The 12,455-nt window shown below is 67.6% G+C and carries 11 protein-coding genes; 9 read left to right on the plus strand and 2 right to left on the minus strand.

The annotated features are described in order from the left end of the window. The first annotated feature begins 81 nt into the window (after positions 1 to 81). The 4 genes from B4M62_RS09835 (at position 82) to B4M62_RS09850 (ending at position 2,113) form a co-directional block, all read left to right on the plus strand. Complete coding sequence (locus B4M62_RS09835; protein WP_290707149.1) at positions 82 to 276, plus strand: DUF4244 domain-containing protein; 195 nt, start codon at positions 82 to 84, stop codon at positions 274 to 276. After that, positions 273 to 668 (plus strand): TadE family type IV pilus minor pilin, encoded by a 396-nt coding sequence (locus tag B4M62_RS09840; RefSeq protein WP_344716338.1) that lies wholly within the window; start codon positions 273 to 275, stop codon positions 666 to 668. Before B4M62_RS09835 ends, B4M62_RS09840 begins: the two co-directional genes overlap by 4 nt. Continuing rightward, positions 643 to 1,014, plus strand: coding sequence for an Rv3654c family TadE-like protein (locus B4M62_RS09845; RefSeq protein WP_290707153.1), 372 nt, complete (start codon positions 643 to 645; stop codon positions 1,012 to 1,014). The genes B4M62_RS09840 and B4M62_RS09845 overlap by 26 nt, the downstream gene beginning before the upstream one ends. A 94-nt stretch (positions 1,015 to 1,108) precedes the next feature. Further along, the gene (locus B4M62_RS09850) at positions 1,109 to 2,113 is read left to right on the plus strand and encodes a pirin family protein (protein WP_290707155.1); all 1,005 of its coding nucleotides are present in this window, start codon (positions 1,109 to 1,111) and stop codon (positions 2,111 to 2,113) included. Between the two features lie 23 nt (positions 2,114 to 2,136). On the opposite strand, the gene B4M62_RS09855 is transcribed toward B4M62_RS09850, so the two are convergent. Beyond that, on the minus strand, positions 2,137 to 4,461 hold the full coding sequence (locus B4M62_RS09855; RefSeq protein WP_290707157.1) for a DEAD/DEAH box helicase: 2,325 nt from the start codon (positions 4,459 to 4,461) through the stop codon (positions 2,137 to 2,139). A 296-nt stretch (positions 4,462 to 4,757) separates the two neighbouring features. Between B4M62_RS09855 and B4M62_RS09860 the strand changes: the two genes are divergently transcribed. The 3 genes from B4M62_RS09860 to topA all read left to right on the plus strand — a co-directional run bounded on the left by B4M62_RS09860 (position 4,758) and on the right by topA (position 8,818). Further along, positions 4,758 to 4,961, plus strand: a complete 204-nt coding sequence (locus tag B4M62_RS09860) for a cold-shock protein (protein WP_290707159.1) — start codon at positions 4,758 to 4,760, stop codon at positions 4,959 to 4,961. Positions 4,962 to 5,070: 109 nt separating this feature from the next. Continuing rightward, positions 5,071 to 5,649 carry a hypothetical protein gene (locus tag B4M62_RS09865; protein ID WP_290707161.1) on the plus strand — a complete coding sequence of 193 codons (579 nt, stop codon included), beginning with the start codon at positions 5,071 to 5,073 and terminating at the stop codon, positions 5,647 to 5,649. A 157-nt stretch (positions 5,650 to 5,806) separates the two neighbouring features. Continuing rightward, positions 5,807 to 8,818: a type I DNA topoisomerase gene (gene topA / locus B4M62_RS09870; RefSeq protein ID WP_290707163.1), complete on the plus strand. Its 3,012-nt coding sequence runs from the start codon at positions 5,807 to 5,809 to the stop codon at positions 8,816 to 8,818. Between the two features lie 20 nt (positions 8,819 to 8,838). Here the strand turns inward: topA and B4M62_RS09875 are convergent, their stop codons facing one another. Beyond that, positions 8,839 to 10,422: an adenylate/guanylate cyclase domain-containing protein gene (locus B4M62_RS09875; RefSeq protein WP_290707165.1), complete on the minus strand. Its 1,584-nt coding sequence runs from the start codon at positions 10,420 to 10,422 to the stop codon at positions 8,839 to 8,841. 84 nt (positions 10,423 to 10,506) lie between these two features. Here B4M62_RS09875 and B4M62_RS09880 point away from each other — a divergent pair, with 84 nt between their 5' ends. Then, positions 10,507 to 11,787 carry a DNA polymerase III subunit delta' gene (locus B4M62_RS09880; RefSeq protein ID WP_290707167.1) on the plus strand — a complete coding sequence of 427 codons (1,281 nt, stop codon included), beginning with the start codon at positions 10,507 to 10,509 and terminating at the stop codon, positions 11,785 to 11,787. Between the two features lie 105 nt (positions 11,788 to 11,892). Then, a complete protein-coding gene (locus tag B4M62_RS09885) occupies positions 11,893 to 12,333 on the plus strand; it encodes a hypothetical protein (RefSeq protein ID WP_290707169.1) in 441 nt (146 codons plus the stop codon). Positions 12,334 to 12,455: the final 122 nt, after the last annotated feature.

A 12,455-nucleotide genomic window follows, 5' to 3' on the forward strand; every position in this document is an offset into this window, starting at 1 on the left:
ATCGGCCGGAGGTGCGCGGCGAATGCCACGCACGAACGAGGACTGGCGACTCGACCGTCGGGTCGCGGGAGGGGGAGTGAGATGACATCGAGGATGATTCGGTACGTGCGGGGGCTGCTGGGCGACGAGTCCGGGATGAGTACCGCTGAGTACGCGATCGGAACGATCGCGGCCGCCGGTTTCGGTGCGCTGCTCTACACGGTGGTCACCGGCGACTCGGTCGTAGGTGCGTTGACGAACATTATCGCCAAGGCACTCTCGACATCAGTCGGGTGAGACGGGTGCGCTGCTGGATCTGCCGGGTGCTGCGCGACGAAGCCGGCATGGCGACGGTCGAGGCCGCGTACGCTCTCGCCGCCATCAGCGTCGTCATGCTGTCGTGCCTGGGCGGTCTGGCCGCCATGACCTCGGCGGTGAGGTGCGTCGACGCGGCGCGCGAAGTCGCGCGGCTCACCGCCGCCGGGGACATGCGGGCCCGGATGGTCGGGGCGGCCGTAGCGCCGAGTGGTGCGCGGATCTCGGTGGTGGTCAGCGGCGACGACGTGCGGGTGCGCGTCGAAGCCGGCGCACCGCTGTTGCCCATGCTCACCGTGAGCGGCACCGCGGTCGCACTTATGGAGCCGCGCGACGACGAGGGCAGCAATGCGAGCATCACCTCGGAGCGGTGACGACGGCTCGGCAACCATCGTGGGCGTCGCGGTCGTTGCGGGCGTCGTCGCGCTGACCGTGGCGCTGGCCACGATCGGGACGGCAGTCCTGGCGCGTCACCATGCCACGGCGGCGGCGGAGTTGGGTGCGTTGGCGGCGGCCTCCGTCCTGATGACCGACAGCGCCGAGCCGTGTGCGACGGCCGCCAGGATTGTTCGTGCGCAGGGTGATCCACGGCTTCACCTGGATGCCTGCGACATCGACGGCGAGCAGGTCGAACTGCACGTTTCCGCGTCGGTCAGTCTGGGCCGGTTCGGTATTCGCACCGCGCGGGTGCGTGCCAGAGCGGGGCCGATCGGATCCTGACCCCGCCGGTGCCCAGATTCTCGGTGAGTGTGCCCGGGAGGGGTTCACGGTGGAGAACTGCGCCGCGCCTTGACAGGTGGGTGATGCTGGGAGGATGAGCAACCTCGATGAGAATCCCACGATCGCGGTGCTGTCACCGGGGCAGCCGTGCACGGCGGTGGAGATTCTGGAACCGCGGGCGGTGCCGTTGGGCGGGCCGCGTGCCATGACCGTCTACCGCACCATCCCGCAACTGCGGCGCTCCCTCGTCGGCGCGTGGTGTTTTCTAGATCACTACGGGCCCGACGACGTCTCCGCGACCGGCGGCATGGTGGTGCCGCGCCACCCGCACACCGGGTTGGCCACCGTGTCGTGGCTTTTCGACGGCCAGATCGATCACCTGGACTCCGGCGGCAATGCGGCCCGGGTGCGCCCCGGAGAGCTGAACCTCATGATCGCGGGCCGCGGCATCACCCACCAGGAGATCAGCGTTCGGGAGACGCGCGCACTGCGCGGGGTGCAACTCTGGTACGCACTGCCCGAGCAGACGCGATTCACCGACAACCATTTTGAGTACTTCGCGCCGGACCCGGTTCAGGTTGGCGGTGTGCGGGCCCTGGTGTTTCTCGGCGAGCTGCTGGGTTCGGTGTCGCCGGTCCGAACACGCACACCCGACCTACTAGGCGCCGAGCTGACGCTCGAGCCGGCCGGGTCGGTGACCCTCGCCGTCCGCACCGATTTCGAGCATGCCGTCCTCGCCGAGTCCGGCCGGGTCGTGGTCAACGGCACCACCGCACAGCACCGGGAACTGGCCTATGTGCCGCCCGGCTCGGACACCCTGCGGATCGACGCGGGTGCCGACGGGGCGCGCATCATCCTGTTGGGCGGCATCCCGTTCGACGAGGAGATCGTCATGTGGTGGAACTTCGTCGGCCGCACCCACGACGAGATTGCCGAGTTCCGGCGCCGGTACCAAGCCGAACTCGGCTTCGACCCGGCCGACCCGCTCGACGACGGCAAGCCGCCGCTGTTCGGCCCCTATCGGTCGGGTCAACTCCCGCCGTGGCCCGCCCCAACTCTCCCGGCGACGCGGCTGCGGCCCCGCCGCCACCGGGCCTAGCACTCGGGGCTCGGGATACGCGGCTAGTTGCGGCCCGACACGTCGGCCGCCCGGCCGATCACGTCGAGGATGGTGACCGCACCTGCCTTGTCGAGTGGCTCATTGCCATTGCCGCACTTGGGGGACTGCACACAGGACGGGCAGCCCTTCTCGCAGCCACACGACGACACCGCCTCGTGCGTGGCCGCGACCCATTCGGCGAAGGCCTCGAAACCGCGGTCGGCAAACCCCGCGCCGCCGGGGTAGCCGTCGTAGACGTAGATCGTCGGCAGCCCGGTGTCGGCGTGCAGGTTGGTCGACAGACCGCCGATGTCCCACCGGTCGCAAGTCGCCACCAACGGCAGCATGCCGATCATCGCGTGCTCGGCGGCGTGCAGCGCGCCGGGCAGGTTCGCGTCGCTGATCCCCGCAGCGGCGAGCGACTCGGGGGTGAGCGTGAACTGCACGGCACGGGTGGGCAGCGTCTGCGGCGGCAGGTCGAGTTCCACCGAGTCGACGATCTCGCCGCCGGGCAGCTTGCGCAGATAGCCGACGACCTGCGAGGTCACGGTCACCTCGACGAGGGCGACGTGCAGCTGGCCGTGCTCGGCCTTCCGCACGACGGTGACGACCGCGATCTCGGTCGTTTCGCGCGGCGATGTCGTCCAGTCCGGTTCCTCGGGGTGGACGAGCGCCAGCCCGTCGCCTAGATCGAGGTCGTCGACGACGTAGGAGGCGCCCTGATGGATGTGGACCGCCCCCGGATGAACCGATGACAGCGCCCGCCCGGTGTCGACGGTGCCCAGTAGTCGCGACGTGGAGGTGTCGACGATCAGGATCTGTCCGCCGATGCCGCCCCGAATGTCGATGTCGGCGTGTGGTTCCAGGCCCACCGCCGGGTACCAGCCGGCTTTGCGTCGACGAAGCAGACCCTCGTCGGTGAGCTCGTTGACGGCTTCGGCAACGCCGAGCCGGTCGACCTCGTCGGGCTTGAGTGGCAGTTCGGCGGCCGCGCACAGCAGGTGCGGCTTGAGTACGTACGGGTTTGTCGGGTCGAAGACAGTGGCCTCTACCGGTTTGCGCAACAGCGCCTCGGGATGGTGCACGAGATAGGTGTCGAGGGGGTCGTCGCGCGCAATGAGGACCACTGCCGACGCTGCGCTGCGTCGCCCGGCTCGACCGGCCTGCTGCCAGAACGACGCGACGGTTCCCGGGTATCCGGCGATGATGACGGCGTCGAGCCCGCTGATGTCCACACCGAGTTCCAGTGCATTGGTGGTGGCGACGCCGAGGAGCTCGCCGTCGGCGATGGCCCGCTCCAGCCGGCGGCGGTCGTCGGCGAGGTATCCCGCCCGATACGCCGCGACTCGCCCGGCCAGCTCGGGCGCGGCCGAGCCGAGCAGTCCGGCGGCGGTGCGAGCGGTGATTTCCGCGCCGCGCCGGCTTCGCACGAAACACAACGTGCGCGCGCCCTCGATGACGAAGTCGGCGAGGATGCGCCCGGCTTCGGCCCCGGCGGACCGTCGGACCGGTGCACCGTTCTCCCCGGTGACCTCGGGAAGGAAGTCGGGCTCCCACAGTGCGACGGTTCTCTCGCCGGTGGGCGATGCGTCGTCGGTCACCTCGTTGGCCGGCTCGCCGATGAGCCGGCTCAGGGTCCGGGCCGGGTCAGCAGTCGTGGCGCTGGCGGCGACGACCACGGGGTCGGCGCCCGCCGCGCGCGCCACGCGCAGCAGTCGTCGCAGCACCAGGGCGGTGTGCGCGCCGAAGACACCGCGATAGTGGTGGCACTCGTCGACGACGATGAACCGCAGTTGGCGCAGGAACTGCTGCCACCGGTGGTGCCCGGACAGAATGCCGATGTGGCACATGTCCGGATTGGTGAACACGATTCGCGAATTGGCCCGCGCCCACTGGCGCAGCTGCGCATCGGTGTCGCCGTCGTAGGTGCACGGTGCCAGCCGGGCGAAGTCCGGGTTGGCGGCGAGAATCGTTGAGAGAGAGCGCAACTGGTCGGCGCCGAGCGCCTTGGTCGGCGCGAGGTACAGCGCAGTCGTGCCGTGGTCGGACAGCAGGGTCTGCAGTACCGGCAGTTGGTAGGCGAGGGACTTTCCCGACGCGGTACCGGTGGCGATCACCACGTGGCGACCGGCGAAGGCGTGCTCGGCGGCAACGACCTGATGCTGCCACGGCCGGTGCAGGCCGAGTTCGGCGTAGGCCGCGACAATCGCTGGGTCAAGCCACCGCGGCCACTGCCCGTAGCGCGCCTGGGCGGCTGGGATCACCTCGGTGTGGGTGACGGGCGAGGCATTCGGGTCGGTGCCGGCCAGCGCGGCGCGCAATAGTTCCTCACCGTAGGAGCCGCTCATCGTCCCGTCCTCGTCTGTCGCCGCACAGTCGCCGAAGCCCAATTTAGCGTCCCGGCCGACCCCAATCGGGCCACCGGACTATCGCTGTGGCGCTGAACGTGATTGACTTAACCCGGTCGTACGATTTGGCCGTGTCTCGAGGGCTCTCCTCGCCGCAGTCCGAATCTTGTTGCGAGCGTTGTACTTGGGTTTGGTTCGCGGATTACCGCAGGCTTTCACAGGAATGGCGGTTGGAACCGGCCGCGACGAGAGACATCCTCCCGCCGCAATCAGTAAATATGTGAAGGAATACAGGAATGGCACAGGGAACTGTGAAGTGGTTCAACGCGGAAAAAGGCTTCGGCTTCATCGCGCCCGACGAGGGAAACGGTGACGTGTTTGTTCACTACTCGGAGATTGAGGGAGCCGGTTTCCGCACCCTGGAAGAGAACCAGCGTGTTGAGTTCGAGGTCGGCCAGGGTTCCAAGGGCCCCCAGGCCACTGGCGTTCGCGCCGTCTAATACCTCGTTTCGCTAACGCGACTTACGAGACCACCACCGCGCCCGCCGTGTTCGGACATTCCGGACCGGCGGGTGCGGTTGTTCGGTTGGCACGTCGTAGCATGGCAGAGTGAGCCAGCTCGCGTTCTTCTCCGCGGATACCGATGACCCCTCGGTCGCCGATGTCGCCGGCCTGCTGGCCAGCACTGGTCAGGCCGTACCAATGCCGGGCGGGACACGGGTGTCGATAGTCGTCGACGATCAGTGGCGTGCCCGGGCGTTGGCGACCGAGCTGGAGCTGGCCGGGCTCGCCGTCGAGATCGCCCGTTCCGAGGAAGGTTCCCCGATCGTGCGCACGACGCCGACGCCCGCGCTCGACGATCTGCGCGTGCAGTGGTCGTCGGGGGCGGTCAAGGCTGTCCCGGCCGGATGGACGCCGAGTTCGCGCGCGCTGCGGCAGTGGGCGATCGCCACTGGTCGCCGGGACGGCGGCAACTACCTGTTGGGTCTCGATCCGCACGCCCCGGACACTCATCCGGCGCTCGCAACGGCGCTCATGCGGGTGGGGGTCGCGCCGATCTTGACCGGTGCTCGCGGCGGTGTTCCGGCATTGCGGATCGCCGGCCGGCGTCGCGTCCTGAGATTCGTCGAAATGGTCGGCGCCCCGCCCGATGAGCCGGGTGCCACGCCATGTTGGCCAATTGGGTGATCCAACGGCTTATTAGGCTATGACCTGCGGATATGATGTTCTCGTCGCCTGAACCAGCAGGGAATGGCTCCCCTTCATGTGCAGCGGCCCCAGTATATAAGGTAAAAACTCACCAACGGGGTGCAACCGGCGCTCCGAGGTGAACTGAGGGACGCCCGTGGCTAAAATCGACACCGCATCGCCCGGATCGGGGACGATTCGACGGCTCGTTATCGTCGAGTCGCCGACCAAGGCGCGCAAAATCGCGGGGTACTTGGGCGCGAACTACGTCGTCGAGTCTTCGCGTGGACACATCCGAGACCTGCCGCGCGGCGCGGCCGACGTCCCGGCCAAGTACAAGGGCCAGCCGTGGGCGCGGCTGGGCGTCAACGTCGACGACAACTTTGAGCCGCTCTACGTGGTGTCGGCCGACAAGAAGTCCACCGTCAGCGAACTCAAGTCACTGCTCAAGGATGTCGACGAGCTATACCTCGCAACGGACGGCGACCGTGAGGGCGAGGCGATCGCCTGGCATTTGATGGAGATCCTCAAGCCCAAGGTTCCGGTCAAGCGGATGGTCTTCCACGAGATCACCGAACCCGCCATCCTGGCTGCCGCGGCCAATCCCCGCGAACTCGACATCGACCTCGTCGATGCGCAGGAGACCCGTCGCATCCTCGACCGCCTCTACGGCTACGAAGTCTCGCCGGTGCTGTGGAAGAAGGTCATGCCGAGACTGTCGGCGGGCCGGGTGCAGTCGGTGGCGACGCGGATCATCGTCGACCGTGAGCGTGAGCGCATGGCGTTCATCTCTGCCGATTATTGGGATATCGCGGCGACCCTCGACGCCGGTGCCGATGCGTCTCCGCGAACCTTCGCGTCGCGGCTGGTCAGCGTTGATGGTCAACGGGTGGCGGCGGGCCGTGATTTCGGCTCCGACGGCCAACTCCGCAAGGCTGACGGCGTTGTCGTCCTCGACGAGGCGCGGGCCCGAGGACTAGCGGCCGGACTCGCCCAGGCGACACTCACCGTCGCGTCGGTGGAGGAGAAGCCGTATACCCGGCGCCCCTACGCGCCGTTCATGACGTCGACGCTGCAGCAGGAGGCCGGCCGCAAGCTGCGCTTCACCTCCGATCGCACCATGCGGATCGCGCAACGCCTGTACGAGAACGGCTACATCACCTACATGCGCACCGACTCGACGACGCTGAGCGAGTCGGCGATCAACGCAGCGCGGGCCCAGGCCGGCGAGTTGTACGGCGAGAACTACGTGCACCCGACACCGCGCCAATACACGCGCAAGGTGAAGAACGCGCAGGAGGCGCACGAGGCGATCCGTCCGGCGGGTGAACGCTTCCGTACCCCCGGGCAGGTGGCATCGGCGCTGAACTCCGACGAGTTCAAGCTCTACGAGCTGATTTGGCAGCGCACTGTCGCGTCGCAGATGGCCGATGCGAAGGGCACGACGATGAGCGTGCGGATTGCCGGTACCGCCGCGAGCGGCGAGCAGGTGGCCTTCTCCTCGTCGGGCCGCACGATCACCTTCCCCGGCTTCCTGTCCGCCTATGTGGAGACCGTTGACGAGCAGGCTGGTGGCCAGGCCGACGATGAGGAGCGCCGGCTGCCGCAGCTGACCGAGGGTCAGCTACTGACCGCGGCGGAGTTGTCCGCCGACGGGCACGCCACCAACCCGCCGGCGCGCTACACCGAGGCGTCGTTGGTGAAGGTGCTGGAGGACCTGGGAATCGGGCGTCCGTCGACGTATGCGTCGATCATCGGAACCATTCAGGACCGCGGCTACGTCGTCAAGAAGGGGAGTGCCCTCGTGCCGTCGTGGGTGGCCTTCGCGGTGGTCGGGCTGCTCGAGGGCTACTTCGAGAGTCTCGTCGACTACGATTTCACCGCCTCGCTCGAGGACGATCTCGATCAGATCGCGGCCGGTGAGGCGAACCGCACGCAGTGGCTGACCGACTTCTACTTCGGCGACGCCGCCGAGAGTGTGGGCAGCGCCAAGCGCGACGTCGCGCACGCTGGTGGGCTCAAGAAGCTCGTCGGGGTGAACCTGGAGGAGATCGACGCGCGGACCGTCAACTCGATTCACCTGTTTGACGACGCCGATGGCCGCCCGGTCTATGTGCGTGTCGGCCGGTTCGGGCCGTACCTGGAGCGGACGGTGTCGGCGCCCGAAGCCGCCGAGCCGGCGCTGCAACGGGCGAATCTGCCCGCCGACATGACGCCGGACGAGCTAACCCTCGAGGTGGCCGAGAAGCTGTTCGCCACCCCGCAGGAGGGCCGTACCCTGGGTGCCGACCCGGTCACCGGCCACGAGATCGTCGTCAAGGAGGGTCGGTTCGGTCCCTACGTCACCGAGCTCCTTCCCGACGATGATGGCGACGATGGCGATGCTCCCGCGTTGACGGTGCCACCCGGCCCGACCCCCGTCGGCGGTGGCGATGCGCTCGGCAACGAGACGCCCATTCCGCTGGATACCGACGGCGGCGGCGCCACCACGACGACCACGACTCGGACGACCACGACTCGGACGGCCAAGAAGACGGCCAAGAAGACGGCCAAGAAGGCCGGACCCAAACCGCGCACCGGGTCGCTGTTCAAGTCCATGGACATCGCGACGGTGACCCTCGAGGATGCTCTGCGTCTGCTGTCGCTGCCGCGTGTCGTCGGTGCCGATCCCGCGTCGGGCGAGGAGATCACCGCGCAGAACGGCCGTTACGGTCCGTACCTCAAGAAGGGGACCGACTCACGGTCGCTGACCACCGAGGATCAGCTCTTCGGCATCACCCTTGACGAAGCCTTGAAGATCTACGCCGAGCCCAAACGCCGCGGCCGGGCCGCTGCCGCCCCGCCGCTGCGCGAACTCGGTCCCGATTCGGTGAGCGAGCAGCCGATGGTCATCAAGGACGGCCGGTTCGGGCCCTACGTCACCGACGGCGAGACCAACGCGAGTTTGCGCAAGGGCGACGAGGTTGCGTCGATCACGCCGGAGCGGGCAATGGAGTTGCTGGCCGATCGCCGGGTGCGCGGGCCGGCGAAGAAGGTGGCGAAGAAGACCGCTGCGAAGAAGGCGACTGTCAAGAAGGCTGCGGCGAAGAAGGCGACGGCCAAGAAGGCTGCGGCGAAGAAGGCGACTGTCACGACGACCGCGAAGAAGACAACCACGAAGAAGACGTAGCCGGGGAGTCGGTCGGCAGGTCAGACGTCGGCCTCGGCGGCCTCGTCATCGTGGTCGTCGTCCGACAAATCGGAGATCGGGCCGATCAACGGGCGCGCGAGCAGCGTTTCGATGCCCCGTCCGCGCAGTTCGACGCCCTCGCCGATTTCCCAGTGCTCGGCCTCGGCGTCGTCGCCGAGGAAGACGGCTCGGGCCGAGCCGAGGACGCGCGCCGGCTCATCCTTCGCCAGCTCGGTCAGCCGGGCAGCTTCGTTGACCGGGTCGCCGATGACGGTGTACTCCAGCCGTTGCTCCGACCCGATGTGGCCGGCGACCGCGCGTCCGGCAGAGACACCGATACCGAAGTCGGTATCGCCCAAGGCGGACTCGAGTTCGATCCGCAGCTCCCGGGCCGCGGCCAAGGCGCGCCCGGCGAAGTTATCCAGTTCCAGGGGCGCGCCGAAGATAGCCAGCGCCGCGTCGCCCTGAAACTTGTTGACGAACCCCCCGTGACGTCCGACGACGTCGACGACCACGCGGAAGAACTCGTTGAGCTGCGCGACGACCTCGTGCGGGGCGTGCTGTACGGCAAGTCGCGTCGATCCGACGATGTCGACGAACAGGACGCCGACATAGCGGTCCTCGCCGCCGAGTTCGGTGCCGGTTTCGATGGCTCGGCGAGCGACATCCTCGCCGACGTAGCGGCCGAAGAGGTTGCGCAACTCTTGACGTTCGCGCAGGTCGGCCACCATCTCATTGAACCCGGCCTGGAGTAGTCCGATGTCACTGCCGTCGTAGATGCGGACCGCTGCGTTGAGGTTGCCGTCGCTGACCTCGCCCATGGCCTGGCGGAGCTGTTTGATCGGATCGTTGATGGCGCTGACCAGCCGGTAGACCGCCAAGATACCGAAGGCCATGGCGGCGAACGCCATCCACAAAATCGGCCGGATCACGGAGCGGGCCTCGGCGATTCCGAGTGGGACCGAAGCGGCCAGCACGATGATGACGAGTTGTGGCAGCGCGACCACGATCACCCAGAACATGGCGATGCGGGTCGAGACGCTCGGCGACTTGACTGCGTCCGGGTCGTTGGCCATCGCGGCGACGGTGATCGGGCGCAGCACCTTCTCCGACTGCATGTAGCTCAGGGCGGCGGTCACCAGAGCGCCGATGGAGCTGCCGAGCGCAACGATGATGGCGGTTCTGCCCGAGGTCATCCCGGTCATCACGGTGAGGATCAACCCGCCGACGACCCATAGGCCGATATTGGCGATGGTCAACATCCGCGGTAGCGCCAGCGCTCGTCGTCGGGCGAATCCGTTGTCGGGCCGACTGCGCTGTCGGTGCCAGATCAGCACCGGCAGCGATAGCTTGATACTCAGCAGGGCGCCGAATACGGTCGCGAGAAGCAGGTAGACGAGGAAGGCGACCTGGTTGCGCACGGAGGCGTCGGTGAAGGTCATCGCATGGTCGCTGGGCATGCCAAAACGCAGGAATGCAAAGGTGAAGATGGCGCCGATTATGTTGGCGCGCAACAGGTCGAGGGCAAGGATCGGCCACGGGGTACGCGCCAGCCAGCGCGCGGTGTGCACCGCTTGCGCCCATCGGGACCGTCGTTCGACCATGCACTCCAGGTTAGCGGCGTGCTTGCAATTGTTAAACAGTCGTGGAGGCCACGTCACAATCGGTCGGCCTCTAGGGTGGGAGCCGTGGTAGACGTTTTCGATCGGCTGGTGGGCCAGCGCGACGTTGTCGACGAACTGCGCGCCGCGGCCAGTGGTGCGCTAACGGCTGCGCGCCGACTTGCCGAGCGGCCGTCGGGAACCGGGTCGATGCTTAGTGTCGATGCTGGTCAGAGTGGTGATTTGGCGGCCGCCGACCGGGCGTCGATGACCCACTCCTGGTTGTTCACCGGTCCGCCCGGGTCTGGGCGGTCAGTCGCAGCCGAGTGTTTCGCAGCCGCGCTGCAATGTCACTCGGAGGCAGGGTTGGGGTGTGGCGAATGTCGCGCCTGCGCGACTGTGATGAATCGCACTCATGCCGACGTGCGACATGTGGTGCCACAGGGCCTGAGCCTTGGCGCCGCCGAGGTCCGTGAACTGGTGCAGACGGCGGCCCGCCTGCCGGCTACCGGCCGCTGGCACATCATCGTCGTCGAGGATGCCGATCGGCTTACCGAAGCAGCCGCCAATGCGCTGTTGAAAGTTGTCGAAGAGCCTCCCGCGCGCACCGTATTCCTGCTGTGCGCGCCGTCCGTCGATCCGGAGGACATCTCGGTCACCCTCAAGTCGCGCTGCAGGCATGTCGCACTGGCGATTGCGCCGACCGCCGACATCGAGCGGGTCCTCGTCGAACGGGACGGAGTTGATCCGGCCAATGCGGCCTGGGCGGCCTCGGTGTGCGGTGGCCACATCGGCCGTGCGAAGCGGCTGGCCACCGACCAGGGCGCACGCGAGCAGCGATTGACGGCATTGGGGTTGGCCCGGGCGGCCACCGTTCCCGCGCGGGCCTACGCCGCCGCCGAAGAACTGGTCCACTCGGCCGAGGCGGCCGCCAAAGCGATCAGTGCCGAGCGCGATGCTCGGGAGCTGGAAGAGTTGATGACGGCATTCGGCGCCGGGGGAACGGGCCGGGGGACCGCGCGGGTGATGCGCGGCAGCGCGGGGGCGATCAAGGACTTGGAGAAGCGCCAGAAGTCGCGGGCGACGCGCACGGCACGCGATGTGCTGGATCTGGCGTTGATGGATCTGGCCGGACTGTTCCGCGATGCACTCGTCGTCTCGGCGGGGGCCCGGGTTACCGCGATGCATCCCGATCAGGCCGATCAGGTCATCGGGTTGGCCGGCTATGCGTCGAGCGCCCAGCTTTTGACCTGTGTGGATGCGGTCCTCGAATGTCGCGAGGTGCTCGACCACAACGTGAAGCCGAAGTTCGCACTCGATGCGATGGTGGCGAAGATTGGGCAGTCGCTGGCGCGGGGTGGCGCGTAGGGGGTCCGCGGTGATTGGGGTAGTCGACTACTCGCGTCCGCGGTGTTCCCCGCGATGACACTGAAGTGGTTCGATCCGCATCAACCGATTCTGGAGGTATCCCCGATGAGCGCAATGAAGAAGACCCTTGTCAGCGCGGCCGCGGTGGCGGCGGCGGTGGGCGGCACGTTTTCCGTCGTGAGTCCCGCTGCGGCAGCTGACTTTCCACTCGTGGCGACGTGTGGGACCACCAACGGCCAACACTGCCCGGATATCCCGAAGAACTCGGTCAACACGTTCGGTCCGTTGGTAATGCAGTTCACCGCGAGCACGGCGGGCTGCTCGTCGCTCTCCGTGCAAATCCTCGTCGACGGTGTGCCGCGTTCCCTGAACGTCCTGAGCCCCGGACAACAGACCCCGGCGGTGCGGGCGTGGGTCCCCTCCGGGACCCACGAGGTCGCCGTGCAGGCAGTTGGAGTCAAAGGCGGCTGCAACAGCGGCACCCTGACGGCATGGAGTGGCAAGCTGAACGTGCTGACCAACGTAGACGCACTGATGGCGAGTTGACCGACTGTCCCGGACAAGCCGACAGCCGCCTTCGGTGTCCCGAAGGCGGCTGTCCGGTCGACTGGTGCGTGTCACGCGGGAGAGGTGGAGCCGCCTAGGAGAATCGAACTCCTGACCTATTC

The organism is Gordonia sp. UBA5067 (assembly GCF_002414845.1).
Classification (GTDB): domain Bacteria; phylum Actinomycetota; class Actinomycetes; order Mycobacteriales; family Mycobacteriaceae; genus Gordonia; species Gordonia defluvii.

Coding starts and splice junctions, on each gene's coding strand:
- B4M62_RS09835 (WP_290707149.1), top strand. CDS start 82: ATGACATCGAGGATGATTCGGTACGTGCGGGGGCTGCTGGGCGACGAG.
- B4M62_RS09845 (WP_290707153.1), top strand. CDS start 643: ATGCGAGCATCACCTCGGAGCGGTGACGACGGCTCGGCAACCATCGTG.
- B4M62_RS09850 (WP_290707155.1), top strand. CDS start 1,109: ATGAGCAACCTCGATGAGAATCCCACGATCGCGGTGCTGTCACCGGGG.
- B4M62_RS09855 (WP_290707157.1), bottom strand. CDS start 4,461: ATGAGCGGCTCCTACGGTGAGGAACTATTGCGCGCCGCGCTGGCCGGC.
- B4M62_RS09860 (WP_290707159.1), top strand. CDS start 4,758: ATGGCACAGGGAACTGTGAAGTGGTTCAACGCGGAAAAAGGCTTCGGC.
- B4M62_RS09875 (WP_290707165.1), bottom strand. CDS start 10,422: ATGGTCGAACGACGGTCCCGATGGGCGCAAGCGGTGCACACCGCGCGC.
- B4M62_RS09885 (WP_290707169.1), top strand. CDS start 11,893: ATGAGCGCAATGAAGAAGACCCTTGTCAGCGCGGCCGCGGTGGCGGCG.